This window comes from Geobacter sp. (assembly GCF_030834625.1).
GTDB lineage: Bacteria > Desulfobacterota > Desulfuromonadia > Geobacterales > Geobacteraceae > Geobacter.
This window is the reverse complement of record NZ_JAUQXO010000072.1, coordinates 133047-149904: the sequence shown is the minus strand read 5'-3', so window position 1 is coordinate 149904 and position 16858 is coordinate 133047. Positions and strand designations below refer to the sequence as shown.

The 16858-nt window shown below is 61.9% G+C and carries 20 protein-coding genes, 1 tRNA gene and 1 other RNA gene; all 22 read right to left on the bottom strand.

Features of this window, described 5'->3' with window-relative positions; genetic code table 11:
* Position 1: 1 nt before the first annotated feature.
* The gene (gene rsmH / locus RCH91_RS17560; RefSeq protein ID WP_306536306.1) at positions 2–943 is read right to left on the bottom strand and encodes a 16S rRNA (cytosine(1402)-N(4))-methyltransferase RsmH; all 942 of its coding nucleotides are present in this window, start codon (positions 941–943) and stop codon (positions 2–4) included.
* Complete coding sequence (gene mraZ, locus RCH91_RS17555; RefSeq protein WP_306536305.1) at positions 943–1419, bottom strand: division/cell wall cluster transcriptional repressor MraZ; 477 nt, start codon at positions 1417–1419, stop codon at positions 943–945. Before mraZ ends, rsmH begins: the two co-directional genes overlap by 1 nt.
* A gap of 317 nt (positions 1420–1736) precedes the next feature.
* Positions 1737–2099: a hypothetical protein gene (locus RCH91_RS17550; protein WP_306536304.1), complete on the bottom strand. Its 363-nt coding sequence runs from the start codon at positions 2097–2099 to the stop codon at positions 1737–1739.
* A gap of 4 nt (positions 2100–2103) precedes the next feature.
* On the bottom strand, positions 2104–2628 hold the full coding sequence (locus RCH91_RS17545; protein WP_306536303.1) for a hypothetical protein: 525 nt from the start codon (positions 2626–2628) through the stop codon (positions 2104–2106).
* Positions 2629–2648: 20 nt separating this feature from the next.
* Positions 2649–3016: RNase P RNA component class A (gene rnpB, locus RCH91_RS17540), an RNA gene on the bottom strand.
* A gap of 24 nt (positions 3017–3040) precedes the next feature.
* Positions 3041–3754 carry a zinc ribbon domain-containing protein gene (locus RCH91_RS17535; RefSeq protein WP_306536302.1) on the bottom strand — a complete coding sequence of 238 codons (714 nt, stop codon included), beginning with the start codon at positions 3752–3754 and terminating at the stop codon, positions 3041–3043.
* Positions 3755–3807: 53 nt separating this feature from the next.
* A complete protein-coding gene (locus tag RCH91_RS17530) occupies positions 3808–4926 on the bottom strand; it encodes a Nif3-like dinuclear metal center hexameric protein (RefSeq protein ID WP_306536301.1) in 1119 nt (372 codons plus the stop codon).
* A 120-nt stretch (positions 4927–5046) separates the two neighbouring features.
* Positions 5047–5123, bottom strand: a tRNA-Ile gene (locus tag RCH91_RS17525).
* A gap of 73 nt (positions 5124–5196) precedes the next feature.
* Positions 5197–6363, bottom strand: a complete 1167-nt coding sequence (locus tag RCH91_RS17520) for a class I SAM-dependent RNA methyltransferase (protein WP_306536300.1) — start codon at positions 6361–6363, stop codon at positions 5197–5199.
* Positions 6360–7202: a Sir2 family NAD-dependent protein deacetylase gene (locus RCH91_RS17515; protein ID WP_306536299.1), complete on the bottom strand. Its 843-nt coding sequence runs from the start codon at positions 7200–7202 to the stop codon at positions 6360–6362. Before RCH91_RS17515 ends, RCH91_RS17520 begins: the two co-directional genes overlap by 4 nt.
* A gap of 10 nt (positions 7203–7212) precedes the next feature.
* A complete protein-coding gene (gene ybaK / locus RCH91_RS17510) occupies positions 7213–7698 on the bottom strand; it encodes a Cys-tRNA(Pro) deacylase (RefSeq protein WP_306536298.1) in 486 nt (161 codons plus the stop codon).
* A gap of 80 nt (positions 7699–7778) precedes the next feature.
* Positions 7779–9518, bottom strand: coding sequence for an RNA polymerase sigma factor RpoD (gene rpoD, locus RCH91_RS17505; protein WP_306536297.1), 1740 nt, complete (start codon positions 9516–9518; stop codon positions 7779–7781).
* 28 nt (positions 9519–9546) lie between these two features.
* A complete protein-coding gene (gene dnaG / locus RCH91_RS17500; protein WP_306536296.1) occupies positions 9547–11313 on the bottom strand; it encodes a DNA primase in 1767 nt (588 codons plus the stop codon).
* Complete coding sequence (locus RCH91_RS17495; RefSeq protein WP_306536295.1) at positions 11291–11827, bottom strand: CvpA family protein; 537 nt, start codon at positions 11825–11827, stop codon at positions 11291–11293. Before RCH91_RS17495 ends, dnaG begins: the two co-directional genes overlap by 23 nt.
* Positions 11828–11932: 105 nt before the next feature.
* The gene (locus tag RCH91_RS17490) at positions 11933–12373 is read right to left on the bottom strand and encodes a GatB/YqeY domain-containing protein (RefSeq protein WP_306536322.1); all 441 of its coding nucleotides are present in this window, start codon (positions 12371–12373) and stop codon (positions 11933–11935) included.
* A 13-nt stretch (positions 12374–12386) separates the two neighbouring features.
* Positions 12387–12584 (bottom strand): 30S ribosomal protein S21, encoded by a 198-nt coding sequence (gene rpsU / locus RCH91_RS17485; RefSeq protein ID WP_004512363.1) that lies wholly within the window; start codon positions 12582–12584, stop codon positions 12387–12389.
* Between the two features lie 144 nt (positions 12585–12728).
* Positions 12729–13058, bottom strand: a complete 330-nt coding sequence (locus RCH91_RS17480) for a phosphoribosyl-ATP diphosphatase (RefSeq protein ID WP_306536294.1) — start codon at positions 13056–13058, stop codon at positions 12729–12731.
* The gene (hisF, locus tag RCH91_RS17475; RefSeq protein ID WP_306536293.1) at positions 13055–13816 is read right to left on the bottom strand and encodes an imidazole glycerol phosphate synthase subunit HisF; all 762 of its coding nucleotides are present in this window, start codon (positions 13814–13816) and stop codon (positions 13055–13057) included. Before hisF ends, RCH91_RS17480 begins: the two co-directional genes overlap by 4 nt.
* A 1-nt stretch (position 13817) precedes the next feature.
* Complete coding sequence (gene hisA, locus RCH91_RS17470; protein WP_306536292.1) at positions 13818–14552, bottom strand: 1-(5-phosphoribosyl)-5-[(5-phosphoribosylamino)methylideneamino]imidazole-4-carboxamide isomerase; 735 nt, start codon at positions 14550–14552, stop codon at positions 13818–13820.
* Positions 14549–15178, bottom strand: coding sequence for an imidazole glycerol phosphate synthase subunit HisH (gene hisH, locus RCH91_RS17465; protein WP_306536291.1), 630 nt, complete (start codon positions 15176–15178; stop codon positions 14549–14551). The genes hisA and hisH overlap by 4 nt, the downstream gene beginning before the upstream one ends.
* Before the next feature lies 1 nt (position 15179).
* Positions 15180–15767, bottom strand: a complete 588-nt coding sequence (hisB, locus tag RCH91_RS17460; RefSeq protein ID WP_306536290.1) for an imidazoleglycerol-phosphate dehydratase HisB — start codon at positions 15765–15767, stop codon at positions 15180–15182.
* Positions 15768–15792: 25 nt separating this feature from the next.
* On the bottom strand, positions 15793–16845 hold the full coding sequence (hisC, locus tag RCH91_RS17455) for a histidinol-phosphate transaminase (RefSeq protein ID WP_306536289.1): 1053 nt from the start codon (positions 16843–16845) through the stop codon (positions 15793–15795).
* Between the last annotated feature and the right edge of the window lie 13 nt (positions 16846–16858).

Below are 16858 nucleotides of genomic sequence, written 5' to 3'. Positions count from 1 at the left end.
CTTACAGCTTCTCAACCGCCCGCACCTTGGCGCTACGGGCCCTCGAATTCTCCGCAATTTCATCCGCTCCTGCCATAACCGGCTTGCCGGTAAGTACCCGCGCTCGCGGTTTTCCACCGCAAACGCACCGGGGAAGCATCTTCGGACAGGTGCATCCCTGGGCGTAACGGCGAAAGACGTTCTTTACGATCCGGTCTTCAAGGGAGTGGAACGAGATAACCACCCCCCTCCCTCCCGTGGCCAGGAGCTCAATGCCGGCGGCAAGTCCCCGCTCCAGACTCCCGAGCTCGTCGTTCACTGCAATGCGGAGCGCCTGGAACGTCCGCGTGGCCGGATGGATCCGCTCTTCCCACGCGCCCCGGGGTATCGCCCCTTTTACGCAGTCAACGAGCTGAAGCGTACTCTCGATGGCGCCATGCTCTTCCCGCATCTTTACGATGAATGAGGCGATCCGCTTCGCCCACCGCTCTTCGCCGTACTCCCGAATGATCCGGGCGAGTTCGTCAGAGGAGAGTTCATTCACCAGATCCGCAGCCGTCGCGCCGGACTCCGGGTCCATCCGCATATCAAGGGGAGCATCGACCTGAAAGCTGAACCCCCGCTCCGCCGTATCGAGCTGGTGGGAGGAAACCCCAAGATCAAGGAGGAATCCGTCGATTGCGTCAACCCCAAGCTCAGCCAGCGATTCGGCCATGGTCGCATAGTTAGACCGGACAAACTTCACCCGGTTTCCGTAGGGAGCAAGCCGTTCGCGGGCCGCCGCCAGCGCCTCCGGATCCCGGTCAAAGCCAATTAGAATGCCATCGGGTGCGGAAGCCTCCAGGATCATCCGGCCATGGCCCGCACCGCCGAGAGTCCCATCCACATAGACTCCGCCGGCCCGGGGGGAAAGCAACGCAAGCACCTCGGCCGGCATCACCGACCGATGCCCGAACTCAGCCACTAGAGCCCCAACTCCGCGACAGCCTCGGAGTCCGAGGGGAACGCCTTCATGTCATGGGCGCGAACCTTCTCCCACTCCGCCTGGCTCCAGATCTCCACCTTCTTCATGGCCCCCACGAACAGGATCTCCCGCTCCAGGACGGCATTCTTGCGCAGATGGGGAGGAACGAGCACCCGTCCTAGCTTGTCTGCGGAACACTCGACCGCCGGCGCCACGATCGTACGCATGATACTGTTTCGCTGGGCCGAGGTGAGCCCCTTGCCATTCAGAAAGGTCTCCTCGAAGAGAAACCACTCCTGATAGGGGAAAATAAGAAGCCCGGAGCTGTAGCACCCACCTCCGAGATCAACGGGGACCGAGTTGGTAACGAAAAAACGCTCATCGCCAAAGCTCTCCACGAGCACATCCCGGAACCTGGCCGGCAGGCTCGTACGCCCCTTGGCGTCGATGGTTGTCTCGTAGATCCCCCGGAACATCCCCATTCACTCCTTGCCACATTTTTCCACAATTTACCACTTCGTGGCACAAATCATACCGGCCACCCCATGGGTTGTCAAGGCAAAACCTGTCTGGAAAGTGTGATTTTTCCTGTATATTTTTCAATATGTTATCGAACGGATACCGGCGTCACGCGAGACCGGCCGTCCCCACTCTACGCAACAATAAGGACATCGAAAATAGTGAGCAATTCTTGGATCTTGAACGGAAATAAAGGGCGAGGGAGAGTCAAGGTGGAAAAGAGTGGCAGGATGGAGGGACAACAAAAATAGAAGGGGGGCACCCGCCCCCCACTTCACTTATCTTTTTTCCGATCGAGGAGTGAAACCACCTTCCCTCCCTTGTCCTGCTCCTTCGCCTCCTCTGCAGGAGAGGGGGAAGGGGTTTGCAGAGGGGAAGGAGCAGTCGCCTCTTCCCGAGGAACCGGGGAGAGCACCTTCTCCATCCGGATGGGTGTCCCCCCCATGGTAAAGGGAGTCCCGTTGATCTGGGCCTCCTCGAGAATCCAGGTGTAGATCTCAAGGGGAACCGTCAGAACGAGGAGCTTCAACCGCCACCACCCGGCCTTCACGTCCGGCGTGACATCCTCGATCCGGGCGTAGAACCCGGGCTTGTTGTCGATATGGACCAGCACGAGATCATTGATTGTTGTCGCCATCGGTTCACCTTTCCAGAACGTGGTCGTATCCCAGGATCGCTATTCTTCGGTCGGCCCCGGCTCGCTCGCCAAAGAGCCTTTCCAAATTCTCGTAGAGTTTTCGGAGCTCCCGTTCGCGGCGATAGAACTCCTCAACCCGCTCCGACTCCCAAAGCCCCTCGACCCGTTCACAATTGAAGGTGATGCAGGTGAAGGGACGGAGGGACGGCTCCATTATGCAGCCGTGGCTATCAAGGTAGGGGCAGGCGTCGCGGTCGAAGCGCGGAACGAAAAGAGACTCCCCTTCCGCCAGAAAGACCAGAATGTCAGCCACGGTCACGTGATACTTTCCCCGCATGCAGCATTCGCCACCACAGGAGGCGCAAATGACCGTGCTTTCCCGGTCCTCGGCCAGACGGTGGAGCTCCCGCCTGGCCATCCTGATCGCCTGAGCTGCTTCGTCCACCTGGGCCAGAAGCGTTGGCGGCAGTGCGGCATAGTCGGCAGCGACGGCAGCGGTGGCGCGCTCCCAGCGTTCATAATCGTTCATTGTATTCTCATGAAAAAAATTGGCCGAAGCAGCCCATAAGCCGGGTTCTGTTCCCGCCTCGGGTTACCCCTCGACGGACGATGACCATTCCTCTGGGACCGCCGTTACCGACGGCCTCAAGCAGCCAACCCGGAAGCACGGACGGGCAGTCCTTGACGCTTCCCTATTCGGCCTTGCTCCTGGTGGGGTTTACCTGGCATCCGACGTCACCGCCGGATCCGGTGAGCTCTTACCTCACCCTTTCACCCTTACCCGCCGGAGCGGGCGGACTTCTCTCTGTGGCACTATCCCTGGGGTCGCCCCCGCTGGACGTTATCCAGCACCATGCCCTGTGGAGCCCGGACTTTCCTCCCCCCGCGAACGGAGAGCGGTCATCTGTTCTGCTTCGGCCAAACCTTGCGTTCTGCCAATCCTACTGAACGTCCTGGCGCACGAGCAGCATCCGCTGGCAGTGCGGACAGAGCACCAGGTCGTCGCCCCGGAAAAGACTGTTGTAAAGCTGCGGCGGGAGATTCATGTTGCAACCGGAGCAGCTCCCGGCCCGCGCCTCCACGATGGCAATCCCCTGACGCCGCTCGCGCAGGGCTTGGTAGCGCTTAATGAGCGAGGCTGGGATAGCCTTGGTCGTGGTCTCTTTGGCGGCAGCATCGGCGGCGAGCTCCCGGTCGATCCGCTCGAGCCCGTCCTGGACCTCTGCCTTGCGGGTGGCCATGTTCTCCTCCAGGGAGTTCAGGTCAGTTTCCCGGGCTGCGATGTCAGCGGCAAGCTCCTCGCTCTGGGCCGATTTCTGAAGGATCTGCTCCTCCAATTCCCCCTTGAGCTTGCGTGCGGCCGTGATCTCCTTCACCACCGCCTGGTACTCCTTCTGGGTCTTGATCTCCTTCTGGCGAACCTCGGAACGAGCGATGTTGTCGTCCTCGGTAATCAGATTCGCCTCAAGCCCCTGCTTCTCCTCTTCGAGAAGGGCCAGCTCGCTCCGCTTCGCGTCAACCGCAATCCGCGCCTCTTCCACCTGCCGGTCGAGCTCCGCCATCTGATCGAGCAGCGCCTGCCGCTCCCCCTGACGACCGTCAATCTTCAGGTCGAGCTCCTGCAGTTCCTCAAGCATGAACAGATTCTTGCGCACCCATCAACCTCCCCTGAACCTCTTTTGATACCTTCACGGCCGAACCGGAGCCGTCACCGCCACGTGAACGGATCCCGCCCCCCCCTGAAGGGAATTACCTCTGCTTCGAAGCGACGCAATGCGAGCTCCGACTCCATACGCGACGCAACACTGTCAACCATGATCACCTCGGTACCGAAGTGCCCCCCATCGATGAGGGCCACGCCGAGGGCCTCGGCATCGCGGGCCTCATGGTACTTCACGTCGCCCGTCACCAATACGTCTGCCCCCTGCCGCTGGGCGTCGTGCAGCAGCGACATGCCACTCCCCCCGCAGAGCGCAACCTTTCTGACCGGACGACCGCCATCACCCACGAACCGCACCCCGGCAAGACCCAGGCGCCCCTTGACCTCGTCAGCAAAGGCACTGACCGTCGTCTCCTCCGCCAGAACGCCGACCCTCCCGAGCCCCCGCTCCATCCCCCTGTTCAGCACCGGGAAGAGGTCGAAGGCGGGCTCTTCATAGGGATGGACCTTGATCAGGGCGGACACGGCAGCCGAGACGTCGCGCTTCTGCAGAAGCACCTCGATCCGCGACTCCTCCACGTATTCCCGCGTCCCCACCTGGCCGACGAACGGCTGTGCCCCGGCAAGTGGCCTGAAGGTGCCGGTGCCGGCGCACTGGAAGGAACAGTCGCTGTACGCACCGAGGACGCCGCTAACGCGGAAGAGGGCCTCCCTCACCTGCTCTTCGTGCCCCTTCGGCACGAAAACGGCGAGCTTCACCAACTCCTCTGCCGCCGTCACCCGCAATGGCCGGCACGCTCCGACGCCGAGCCGTTCCGCCAGGAGATCATTCATCCCTCCGGCGGCTATGTCGTAGTTGGTGTGGAGGGAGATGACCGCCAGATTGTGGCTTGCGGCTTTCAGGACAAGGCGTTCGGTGGGGTTTGCGGAGGAGATGCGCTTGAGGGGGCGAAAGATAAAGGGGTGGTGGGTGAGAAGGAGCTGACAGCGGTGGGCGATTGCCGCCTCGACCGTATCGGGGGTTCCATCGAGGGCCACCATGATCCGGGCAGCCTCCGAGAACGGATCCCCCACCATGAGCCCCACGTTGTCCCACTCCTCGGCAAGGGCCTGTGGAGCAATTTTATTAACAATTCCAACTATATCCGAAACTTTAGGCGTGATCATTGGCGATAAAAGAAAAAGAGTGCCACCCTTCGGGCCGCACTCTTTTTCGAAACAGTATGAATGGTCCTTGTGGACCGGTGCTTACGGGGCATCCCCAGCATCATCCTGACTAATTTCGGGTGGTGGGCCCACCAGGACTCGAACCTGGGACCGACCGGTTATGAGCCGGTTGCTCTAGCCAACTGAGCTATAGGCCCGAAAAATGAGATTTGATACTACGCAAAGGACCGCGAACTGTCAAGGCTTTTCGGCATCTCACCACCCGCGCGCTCAGTACAGATCGTACCGCAATAGCCGGCACTCCAGGGGGCCGTTATAGAGGACGATCCTGCGGGAGGCCTTGAGCCCCACTGACTTGGCCAGGTCAAGACCGCCGGTAAAGAGCCAGGCGGTGTAGCCGGCGCAGCGTTGCTTGAAGACGTCGCCGATTTGCCCGTAAAAGGGCTTCAACTGTTCCTCGTCCCCAAGGCGCCGGCCGTAGGGGGGATTCGTGAGAATGACTCCCGGAGGGGGAGGCGGTGCAAGGTCGCGCACATCACCCGCAGTGAAGGAGATGAACCGCTCGACGCCGGCCCGGCGGCTGTTGTTCCGGGCCACAACCAAGACATCCTCCAGACGGTCATAACCAACCAGGGGCGCGGCAAGGGTCGTCCGCTCCGCCTGTCGGGCCTCGTCAAGGAGACGCCGCCAGCGGGGGGCATCGAAGGCGGGCCAGCGCTGGAAGCCGAACCGCTCGCGGACAAGCCCCGGTGCCCGGTTCATGGCCATGAGGGCCGCCTCGATGAGGATCGTCCCGGAGCCGCAGAGGGGGTCGACCAGGGGCACCGTTCCGTCCCAGCCGGTCAGAAGCACCAGGGCTGCAGCCAATGTCTCCCGCAGGGGGGCCTCGCCAGCCTCGACCCGGTACCCCCGCCGATCCAGGCCGAAACCAGAACTGTCGAGGCTTACAGTACAGCGGTTTCGAGCCAGGTGGACGTTCACAAGAAGGTCGGGGTCCTTCGGATTCACGTTGGGGCGGCGGCCGAAACGGTCCCGGAGCGTATCGACGATGGCATCCTTGGTCTTCAGGGCCACGAAGCCCGAGTGGGTGAGGGCCGAATCGCGGAGCACGCATTCCACGGCCAGGGTCGTGTCGGGGGTGAGGTAGCGGTCCCAGGGGAGCGCCCGGACCCCGTCGTAGAGCCCCTGGGGGGAATCGCACGGGAATTCGGCCAGGGGGACGAGGATCCGGCTTGCGGTCCTCAGCCAGAGGTTCGCCCGGTAACAGGCACCGAGATCGCCGGTGAAGCGAACCCCGCCCTTCTCAACCGTCACTCCTTCGAGCCCCAGCCCAGTCATCTCGCGGGCAAGCACCTCCTCCACCCCCTTGGCAGTGGTGGCAAAAAAGGTCTGTCCCCCGAAAAAGGAACCAGCCGCCGCTTTTCTCCTGATGATCATGAAAGGGCATCCTCCGCAAGAACCGCGTCGATTGCCGCAACCCCCTCCCGGGCGCCGCAGGGTAGAGAGAGGTGGGGAGCCCTGATCTGGGCCTCCCGCGGATTGATCCGCACGGCCAGTGCACCGGGACGGGAGCCAATTTCCTCGGTGAGGTAGCGGATGGTCGGGATGGCGGTCCCGGCCCCCATCTCCACAACCACCAGCCGGCGTCCCCGGTTTTCGGTGAGAAACTCGTCGAAGACTCGCTGTTGTCGGGCCGAACGGTCGCTCACCCAGCCATAGTCGCCGAACATGAGGATGTTGGGACGGGCCACGTCTCCGCAGCGGATGCATCGAGGGATGCGCCCCGCTCTCATGGTCGCCTCGTCCACCGGGATGGTCTCACGGTTCTCCCAGATGGCCATGGTGCAAGGCTTGGCACACTGGAGGTGGTGAATGGAGCCGTGAACCTCCAGGATCCGATCCTCGACGAACCCGGCCTTCTGAAACTGGCCATCCACGTTGGAGGTGACGACGAAATAGTCGAGGCCGAACCGCTCGATCCACCCCCGGAGGATGCCAAACCCGGCATGGGGAACCGTGTTCCGGTAGAGATTGGTCCGATGGCCGTAGAACCCCCAGCCAAAAGCCGGGTCCCGCTCGAAGTGGTCGGGATTAGCGGCGCCGATGAAAGTGATGCCGAGCTTCTGGTAGGGGGGATACGCCTTCCAGAACCCCGCGTCGCCGCGGAAGTCGGGCAGCCCCGAGTCGACCCCCATGCCGGCTCCGGCGGTGACCACGATGGCTTCGGCTCGGCTCACCGCATTGGCGGCGACGCGAAACTTTTCCTGGAGTTCCATAGCGTCCTCCTCAGATGCCGACCCGCACGAGGGTCGGGTTGAGAAGCTTCACCACGTCACGGGGGTCGATCCCAACCAGGTACCCCCGCTTGCCGCCGTTGATGTAGATGCGCGGCAGGTCGAGAATCGTCTCCTCCAGGCAGACCGGCATCCGCCGACGGGTACCGAAGGGAGAGGTTCCGCCAACGAGATACCCCGTGTGCTTCTGGGCCGTGTCGGGAGTGCAGGGAGAAATGGTCTTCACGCCGAGCACCCGTGCCAGCTCCTTGGTGGAAACCTGCCGGTCGCCGTGCATCAGGACGGCGACCGGATTCTTCGCCTCGTCTTCCATGATGAGAGTCTTCACCACGGCGTGTTCGTCAACCCCCAGCTCCCGGGACGAAACCGCCGTGCCACCCTTCTCCTCATAGGCATAAAGGTGGTCGGAAAATGGAACCTGTGCGGCGCGCAATGCGCGTACCGCCGCCGTGACCGGCGCCTTGTTCTCCTTTGCCATACATCCTCTCAGAAGAAGTCCACCAACGCGAAAGCCGCGCCGGATGCCGACGCGGCTTTCATTACTGCAGCTCGCGGATGCTACTCCACGAAGCTCTTGAGCTTCTTGGCCCGGCTCGGGTGTCGGAGCTTGCGCAGGGCCTTGGCCTCGATCTGCCGGATCCGCTCCCGGGTGACCTCGAAATCCTGGCCTACCTCTTCCAGGGTGTGGTCACTCTTCTCGCCGATGCCGAAGCGCATCCGCAGCACCTTCTCCTCCCGGGGGGTGAGGGTGGAAAGAACCCGTGAGGTCTGTTCCGAGAGATTGGCCTTGATGACCGCCTCAAGGGGCGATACCACACCTTTGTCCTCGATGAAATCGCCCAGGTGCGAATCTTCCTCTTCGCCGATGGGGGTCTCGAGGGAAATGGGCTCCTTGGCGATCTTGAGAACCTTGCGGACCTTGTCCAAGGGGAGGTTCATCCGCTCGGCAATCTCCTCGGGCGACGGCTCGCGGCCGATCTCCTGCACCAGTTGGCGGCTGGTCCGGATAAGCTTGTTAATGGTCTCGATCATGTGAACCGGAATCCGGATGGTCCGGGCCTGGTCGGCAATGGCCCGGGTAATGGCCTGACGGATCCACCAGGTGGCATAGGTGGAAAACTTGTACCCCCGCTGGTACTCGAACTTGTCCACCGCCTTCATGAGGCCAATGTTCCCCTCCTGGATCAGGTCCAGAAACTGGAGGCCACGGTTGGTGTATTTCTTGGCGATGGAAACCACGAGCCGCAGGTTAGCTTCCACCAGCTCTGACTTGGCCAGCTTCGACTTGATCTCGCCGCGGTCGATGGCATGGAGGGCGTCGGCAAGCTCCTGGGCCTTGAAGCCCGATTCGTGCTCCACCTTCTTGAGCTTCTTCTCGGCGGACCGGATTTTCTTTTCGAGCTTCTGGGCCTCCTCGAGGTTTACCTTGAGCCCCTTGGCCTTTTCATCACCCGAAGCGACGACCTCCTTGAGGCGGTCTGCGCTCCCCCCGGCCTCGGCCTCGACCCCGGAGATTTCAGCCAGAATGGCTTCCACTCTGCCCGAAAGCTCCTTGAGACGCTGGGCGATCTTGGCGATGTGACGATCCTTGAGCCGTAGGGATTTGACAAGCTCGGCGAGTTTATCCCTGATCTCCTGCTGCTCGGAGCGGAGTTCGTCCCGCCGCTTCGCGGCGAGCTTTTCGGCATCAAGCTCCTCGGCGATAGCCTCCATCCTGACATCGAGATCGTGGATCTCGTCGATGAGGGAGAGGACGCGGTTTGTCTGGACGTCCTCCTCGTCCTCCTCCAGTTCCTCCTCCTCGACCTCCTTGCTGATCTCGGCGGCACTGATCTGGAACTTGCGAAGCTTATCGCCAAGAGCGATTATCTCTTTGACTGTGATGGGGGTCGTTAGGATAACCCGGGCGATGTCGCGCTCCCCCTCCTCGATCCGTTTGGCGATTTCCACTTCCCCCTCACGGGTAAGGAGAGACACGGAGCCCATCTCCCGCAGGTACATCCGGACCGGATCGCTGGTGCGCCCCAGGACGCCCGGCTCGTACTCCATCTCCTCCTGCTCCCCTTCAATCTCTTCTTCCTCTTCGAGGTCGAGCTTCATCTTGGGGATCTTGACCTTCTGGGACGAGTCGACGAGATCGATGTCCATCTCGCCAAACATGCTCATAACATCGTCAATCTGCTCCGTTGAGAAGTCGGGGGGCAGCATGTCGTTGACCTCGTCATAGGTAAGGAATCCCTTTTCCTTGCCGATGTCCACCAGCTGCTGCTTAACTTCGTCCGAACTTTTCTTGGCCATCAAATTCACCTCATTGCATGCTGTTCTATTAAGATAACTTCGATTTCCGGTTTCGCAAGGCATCAATCTCCGATAGAAGCTCCCGATAGCGGGGAACATCGGGATCAGTCGCCGACAGCTCGCGGGCCAACTCCTTCATACGTCCGAGGGATATCCGTTCAAGAGCCGTACGGCACTGATCGAAGGCCTTATGAGAATCAACGTCAGCCAGGTGCTCGTCGTTGACAAGAAACGCCGCGAGCCGTCCCCGCTCCTCCGGCCCCTCGACCAGATCGAGGATCTCTCCCCAGTCGATAGTCCTGCCATCGGCTGCCCTCTCAAGGATCGCCTCCGCGACGGGGAGCAGCAACGGGCCGAAAATGAGCCCGGGACCATGGGTTCTGACCCGTTCTGCCACCTCGGGATAACGTCCCATGAGCGAAAGGAGCATCTCTTCGGGGCTGGCGCCGCGCTGCCTGCGAGCCGGCGCGGAGGCCCCGAAATCCCGTGAAGATACAGGGGCCGCGGAACCGCCGATCTTCCGGGCGAGCGAGCGGACATCGATGCCGAGGACCCGGGCTATTTCCCGCACGTAGAGCTCCCGCTCAATGGTATTGGCAATCTTTGCCAGTCGCGGGGTAAGCTCGTCGATGACCTTCACCTTCCCCTCGACGGTACCGGTATCCTCGTCGCGCACCAGCTGACGGAAGAAATAATCCAGAACCGGCCGAGACTTGGCAAGGCGGGGGGGAAAAGCATCGGCCCCCTCCTTCCGGATGAAGCTGTCCGGGTCCTCCCCGGCGGTCAACTCTACCACGTGGGCAGGAAATCCGGCATCGAGACAGAGGTCCATGGCCCGCAGCGTGGCTTTTCTTCCGGCGCTGTCGGCGTCGAAAAGAGTATAGACTTGCCCCGCATACCGTCTCAGAAGCTTGATATGTCCCTCGGTCAACGCCGTGCCGCAGGTGGCAACAACGTTCCTGACCCCCGCCTGGTAGAGGGCCAGGTGGTCGAAATAACCTTCCACCACGATGGCGTTCCCCGTTTCCCGCATGGTTCCCTTGGCAAGGGAGACGCCGAAGAGGACATCGCTCTTGTGGTAGATGGGCGATTCGGGAGAATTGATGTATTTCGGCAGCGAGTCGTCGAGAACCCTGCCGCCGAACCCGATGGCCCGGCCGTGAATGTCGGTAATCGTAAACAGGAGCCGGTTCCGGAATGTATCATAGTAACCGCCCCCCTCCCGACGCCTCACCAGCCCCAGCTTCTCCGCCACATCCAGTGACACCGAGCGATGCTGGAGATGCCGGGTGAGGTAGTCCCAGCGATCCGGCGCAAAGCCCAGGCGATACGCCTCTGCCGTGGCCCGGTCCACGCCGCGCCCTTCCAGATAGCGCCGCGCAGTCCCCCCCTCCTCGCTCCGCTCAAGGGCATCGCGATAGAGCCCCACAGCCAGTTCCACGATCCCGTAAAGCTCTTCCCGTTCGTCCTGGCGCCGTTTTTCCGCCACGGAAACAGGGCGGTCCTCAATTTCTACACCCACCCGCTTGGCGAGAAACTTCACCGCTTCGGGGAACGAAAGCCCCTCCATCTTGGCGACGAACGTGATGGCGTTCCCCCCCACGCCGCAGCCGAAGCAGTGGAAGATTCCCCGGGCCGGATTCACGTTGAACGAGGGGGTCTTTTCGCCGTGGAAAGGACAGAGTCCCTGGTAGTTGGCCCCTGACTTGCGGAGGCTCACGTAGTCGGAAACCACCTCCAGAATCGACGCCCGCTCACGGACCTCCCTGATCTTATCGTCGGGGATCATTGACATCTTTAGTCCGTTTTTCCCCCACTGGTCGTTTCTCTGCGGCTTTTTTCCGCCAACCGGTCACAATCTCCTTGCCACAGCCACCGAGGACCTGGGCGGTTCCGGATGCGGCAATCTTCTTCCGCACCCCTGCAGGAACGGGAGGAAAGCCTGCCAGATAGAGAACAATGCTGAGGAGAAGCGCTCCCTGCATGAGCCCGAAAATAACTCCACCGACACGGTTGATGCCCCCAAGGAGGGCAATTTTCAGGATTACGGTGAGAAGGTGGCCGACGAGGAAGAAGAGGAGGCCTATCGCCAGGAGAATGCAGAGGAACGCTGCCACGGACGTCGCCATGGGGGGAAGGTGGATCAGTTTCCCCAGGACCGCGCCTGCGGGCTGGTAATAGGTAAAGGCTGCCCACCCCCCGATCACCAGCCCAAGGAGCGAGCAAACCTCGCGGACAAAACCCTTCATGAACCCTTTTGCCGCAAACCCCAGCAAAACGGCCCAGAGCAGTATATCGAGAAGGCTCATGCCGAACTCGTAACCCTGTCTAGGGGCAAAAGAAGAAGGGGCAATTCAGAGAATCGCCCCCATAACTCATCAATTGTATTGTACGGGCAGGAGAAAGGCTTAATGCTATACAAGCTTTTCCTTAACCACGGAACTGACCAGGGAACCGTCGGCCCTGCCGGTTACGTGGGGCATAATGGCTTTCATCACCTTCCCCATATCCTTCGGACCTTGGGCGCCACTGTCAGCGATTGCCTGGGCGACCAGTGCCTCTACTTCTTCACGACTAAGCTGCTGCGGCAGAAAGGTGAGGAGCACCGCAAGCTCCTTCTCTTCCTTCTCAACGAGGTCAGTCCTGCCGGCCTCGCCGAACATTCGGATTGACTCCCGGCGCTGCTTGACAAGAGTAGAGACAACTTCTATCACCTCATCATCAGCGAGTTCGTGCCGCGACTCGATTTCCCGATTCTTGACCGAGGAACGAATGAGACGGATAGCGGACAGCCTTATCTCATCACGGGCTTTCATGGCCCCCTTCATTTCCTCGCTCAGTCTATCACGCAACATCATAGTTCCCTGCTTAATCCATCATCTTGCGCTGCTTTTTCATGGCACGCTTGCGCGCGGCGATGGCCTTCTTCTTCTTCTTGATGCTCGGCTTCTCGTAATGCTCACGCTTGCGGACCTCGGAGAGGATCCCCGCCTTCTCGCACTGCTTTTTAAACTTCTTCAGTGCAAGCTCAAAAGGCTCAGCTTCTTTTACCTTGACACCCGGCATTCATATTCCCCTCCTTCCTCTATGTAAAATGGCCGCTAGGGCTTATAGAAGAACTATACGTGGGCCGGATATTTTTTACAGAACACGCATAATAACACCAGTCGCACCAGTGTCAACCATTTTTTCCGATTTTTCAGGCATTTTTCATTCCGTAGGCCTGGACGCCTTCTCGGCAATCCCGGAGGTGCCGAAGCGGCGCCGAAGTTCGGTATAGATCTCCTCGGGAGGGATATCATAGTAGCCAAGGAGCACCAGCGCATGGAAGAAGAGGTCGGCGGTCTCGTAAACGATCTCTTCCCGCTTCCCCCCCTTGCCGGCGATGACCACCTCGGTCGCCTCCTCGCCGAGCTTCTTGAGGATCTTGTCGATCCCCTTCTGGAGAAGCGATGCGGTGTAGGAGGAATCGGCGGAGGCGTTCTTGCGTTCCTGGATCACCTGATAGACGGCCTGCAATATATCGTCGCGTTCGCTCATAGCCGGACCGGGACCCCCCGCCCGCGGAGATACTCCTTGGCCTCGCCGATGGTGTACTCCTTGTAGTGAAAGATGGAGGCGGCGAGGCAGGCCGAAGCCCCCGCCTTCACGAAGCCATCATGGAGGTGTTCCAGGTTCCCCACCCCGCCGGAGGCGATGACCGGAATGGATACCGCATCGACGATGGCGCGGGTCAGCGGAATGTCGTAGCCGTCCTTGGTGCCGTCCCGGTCCATACTGGTGAGAAGGATCTCGCCGGCGCCGTATTCCTCCATCCGCCGGGCCCACTCCACAGCGTCGATGCCGGTGGGGTTGCGGCCGCCGTGGGTGTACACCTCCCAGCGGTCCTCGCCGGCCACCTGACGGGCGTCGATGGCCACCACCGTACACTGGGAGCCGAAGCGCTCCGCCGCCTCCCGCACGAACTCGGGGCGGTGGACCGCCGCCGTGTTGATGGAGACCTTGTCGGCCCCGGCGTTCAGGAGGTTGCGGATATCGTCCACGGTCCGGACCCCGCCGCCAACGGTGAGGGGCATGAAGACCCGCTCGGCGGTGCGGCGCACCACGTCGATGATGATGCTCCGCTCGTCGGAGGAAGCGGTGATGTCGAGAAAGGTGAGCTCGTCGGCTCCCTGACGGTCGTAGGCTTCCGCGATCTCCACCGGGTCGCCGGCGTCCCGCAGCTCCAGGAACTGGACCCCCTTGACGACCCGCCCCCCCTTCACGTCGAGGCAGGGGATGATCCGCTTGGTCAGCATCTCAGAACCCTCCCCGCTTCGTGAGCACAACGGCCTCGGCCAGGTTGATGGCGCCGGTGTAGACCGCCTTGCCGGTGATGGCGCCGGCGATGCCGCTGGCTTCGATGGCCATGAGGTTCTCGATGTCCTTCAGGGACGAAACGCCGCCAGAGGCGATGACCGGGATCGAGATCGCCTCGGCCAGGGCCCTGGTCGCCTCGATGTTGGGCCCCTGCATCATCCCGTCCCGGGCGATGTCGGTGTAGATGATGGCGGCGACGCCGTATCCCTCGAACCGCTTTGCCAGATCCACGGCCGTGACACCGGTCACCTCGGCCCACCCCTGGACCGCCACCATGCCGTTCTTGGCGTCGATGCCGACCACGATCCGCCCCGGGAAGAGACGGCAGGCCTCCTCCACCAGCTCCGGGTTCCGCTGGGCCGCGGTGCCGAGGATCACCCGGCCGATGCCGAGAGAGAGGTACGCCTCGATGGTTGGGATGTCGCGGATGCCGCCGCCGAGCTGGGTCGGGATGGCGATGGCCTTGACGATGGCCTCGATGGAGGCGCGGTTCTTCGGCTCGCCGGCAAAGGCGCCGTCCAGGTCCACGATGTGGAGGAGTTCCGCCCCCTGGCGCTCCCACTCCCGGGCCTGGTCAGCCGGGGTGTCGCAGAAGACGGTATCCTTGTCCATGAGCCCCTGTTCGAGGCGGACGCACTTTCCTTCCTTGAGGTCGATGGCTGGTATGACGATCACTTCATCTCTCCGAAGTTCTTGAGTATGGACAGCCCCACCGCCTGGGACTTCTCGGGGTGGAACTGGGTAGCGACGATATTGTCCTTCCAGACGGCGGCGCAGAACTCGACGCCGTAGGTGCAGGTAGCGGCGATCACGCTCTCGTCGTCGGGCATTTCATAGTACGAGTGGACGAAATAGACGTTGGCCCCGTCCTCCACCTCGGCGAAGGCAGGCGGACGGCGCCTGATGGAAAGCTGGTTCCACCCCATGTGGGGGACCTTGAGCTCTTCGCCCCCTTCGCTCATCCCCTCGGGGAAGCGGAGGACGTGGCCCGGGATGACGTTCAGCCCCTGGTAGAGGCCGAACTCCACGCTGTCGGTGAAGAGGAGTTGCATCCCGACGCAGATGCCGAGGAAGGGGCGCCCGTCCTGGATCACCTTCAGGATCGGCTCCACGAACCCCCCCTGCTCCAGGTTGCGCATGCAGTCACGGAAGGCCCCCACGCCGGGGAGAACGACTTTCTCCGCCTCCAGGACCACCTTCGGGTCTGCGGTTACCACCGCCTCGAAACCGACCTTCTCGAATCCCTTCTGGACCGAGCGGAGGTTCCCCATGCCGTAGTCGATGATTGCTATCTTTGTCATATCAGAGCTTGCCCTTTGTCGACATGACCCCTTCGATCCGGGGGTCCACCTGGGTCGCCTGGTCCATGGCCCGGGCGAAGGCCTTGAAGCAGGCCTCGACCATGTGGTGGACGTTGTCGCCGTACATGACGTTCACGTGGATGTTGGCGCCCAGGTTGTTGACCACCGCCTGGAAGAACTCCCGCACCAGTTCCACGTCGAACTCGCCGATCTTCACCTTGGGGAGGGCAACGTGGTAGACGAGGTAGGGGCGCCCCGAGATGTCCACCGCCACGCTGGCAAGGGTCTCGTCCATGGGGACCGTGGCCTGGCCGTAGCGCCGGATCCCCTTCTTGTCGCCGAGGGCCTCCTTGAACGCCTGGCCGAGGACAATGCCGATATCCTCCACCGTGTGGTGGAAGTCGATGTCGATGTCCCCCCTGGCGTCCACCTGGAGGTTGAAGAGGCCGTGGCGGGCGAAGAGGTCGAGCATGTGGTCGAGAAACGGCACCGAAGTGCAGATCTTCGCCTCACCCGTGCCGTCGATCTCCAGGGAGAGCTTGATCTGGGTTTCTTTGGTGACGCGTTCGATGGTGGCTTTCCGGGACATGGAACCCTCCTCGTGGGGATCGAAGTTAGCCAATCTCTTTCAGTGCGGCGAGGGTCTTCTCCATCTCCTCCCGCGTGCCGATGGAGATCCTCATCCCATGGGCCAGGAGCGGGTCGGAGAAGTGGCGGACCAGGATCCTGCGGGCGTAGAGCCCGTCGTAAACCCGCTTGCCGTTGCGGTCCGGCGGGGCGGCGAAGACGAAGTTCCCCTGGGAGGGGATCACTTCGTAGCCGAGCTTCTGGATTTCGGCGGAAAACCACTCCCGGGTCTCGCAGATCTTCCAGGTACATTCGCTGAAATACGCCTGGTCCCGCAGGGAGGCCACGCAGGCCGCCTGGGCGAGGCGGTCCAGGTTGTAGTGGTCGCGGATCTTGTCCAGGGCCGCGATCACCTCCGGGCGGGCAACGGCGAAACCGAGCCGCATCCCGGCCAGGGAGTAGCTCTTGGAGAGGGTCCGGGTCACCACCACATTTTCGTGCTTTTTCACCAGCTCCAGGGCGTTGCCGTCGGCAAAGTCGGCATAGGCCTCGTCCACCACGAGGACCCCGGCGCAGCGGGCCGTCAGCTCCTCGATGTAGGCGAGCGGGAAGGCGAAGCCGAGGGGGGAGTTGGGGGTGGTGAGGAAGAAGAGTTTCCCCTCGTAGCGGTCGGGGAAACCGGCGATCCGGAAATCGTCCGTGAGGCCGAAGGTCCGCACCCGGGCCCCCTGGATCTCGGCCAGGGTCGCGTAGTAGGAGTAGGAGGGGTGGACGTACCCGATCTCCTCCCCCTCACCGGCAAAGGCCCGGATCAGGTTATTGAGGACCTCATCGGAGCCGTTGGCCATGATGACCCACGTCGGGTCGAAGCCGTAGAGCTCCCCCACGGTCTCGCGCAGGACCTGGCTCGACGCGCTCGGGTAGGTGCGCAGGAGCGCGCCGTCGCCACCCAGTTCGGCCAGGATCGCCTGCACCACCTTCGGCGACGGCGGATAGGGGTTCTCGTTGGTGTTCAGCTTGATCCACGACGCCACGTCGGGGGGCTGGTAGCCGGGGACGTAGCCTGCCATGGCGGCGATGGTGGGACGAAAGGGAAGCATGGGAATTCCTGTC

What these genes read in the sequence shown, in the direction of transcription:
- RCH91_RS17545 (WP_306536303.1), bottom strand. Translation starts at nt 2,628, where the DNA reads ATGAACGATTATGAACGCTGGGAGCGCGCCACCGCTGCCGTCGCTGCC.
- RCH91_RS17515 (WP_306536299.1), bottom strand. Translation starts at nt 7,202, where the DNA reads ATGGAACTCCAGGAAAAGTTTCGCGTCGCCGCCAATGCGGTGAGCCGA.
- RCH91_RS17490 (WP_306536322.1), bottom strand. Translation starts at nt 12,373, where the DNA reads ATGTTGCGTGATAGACTGAGCGAGGAAATGAAGGGGGCCATGAAAGCC.
- RCH91_RS17480 (WP_306536294.1), bottom strand. Translation starts at nt 13,058, where the DNA reads ATGAGCGAACGCGACGATATATTGCAGGCCGTCTATCAGGTGATCCAG.
- RCH91_RS17530 (WP_306536301.1), bottom strand. Translation starts at nt 4,926, where the DNA reads ATGATCACGCCTAAAGTTTCGGATATAGTTGGAATTGTTAATAAAATT.
- RCH91_RS17495 (WP_306536295.1), bottom strand. Translation starts at nt 11,827, where the DNA reads ATGAGCCTTCTCGATATACTGCTCTGGGCCGTTTTGCTGGGGTTTGCG.
- ybaK (WP_306536298.1), bottom strand. Translation starts at nt 7,698, where the DNA reads ATGGCAAAGGAGAACAAGGCGCCGGTCACGGCGGCGGTACGCGCATTG.
- mraZ (WP_306536305.1), bottom strand. Translation starts at nt 1,419, where the DNA reads ATGTTCCGGGGGATCTACGAGACAACCATCGACGCCAAGGGGCGTACG.
- RCH91_RS17520 (WP_306536300.1), bottom strand. Translation starts at nt 6,363, where the DNA reads ATGATCATCAGGAGAAAAGCGGCGGCTGGTTCCTTTTTCGGGGGACAG.
- RCH91_RS17550 (WP_306536304.1), bottom strand. Translation starts at nt 2,099, where the DNA reads ATGGCGACAACAATCAATGATCTCGTGCTGGTCCATATCGACAACAAG.
- rpsU (WP_004512363.1), bottom strand. Translation starts at nt 12,584, where the DNA reads ATGCCGGGTGTCAAGGTAAAAGAAGCTGAGCCTTTTGAGCTTGCACTG.
- dnaG (WP_306536296.1), bottom strand. Translation starts at nt 11,313, where the DNA reads ATGTCAATGATCCCCGACGATAAGATCAGGGAGGTCCGTGAGCGGGCG.
- hisC (WP_306536289.1), bottom strand. Translation starts at nt 16,845, where the DNA reads ATGCTTCCCTTTCGTCCCACCATCGCCGCCATGGCAGGCTACGTCCCC.
- hisH (WP_306536291.1), bottom strand. Translation starts at nt 15,178, where the DNA reads ATGACAAAGATAGCAATCATCGACTACGGCATGGGGAACCTCCGCTCG.
- hisF (WP_306536293.1), bottom strand. Translation starts at nt 13,816, where the DNA reads ATGCTGACCAAGCGGATCATCCCCTGCCTCGACGTGAAGGGGGGGCGG.
- hisB (WP_306536290.1), bottom strand. Translation starts at nt 15,767, where the DNA reads ATGTCCCGGAAAGCCACCATCGAACGCGTCACCAAAGAAACCCAGATC.
- rpoD (WP_306536297.1), bottom strand. Translation starts at nt 9,518, where the DNA reads ATGGCCAAGAAAAGTTCGGACGAAGTTAAGCAGCAGCTGGTGGACATC.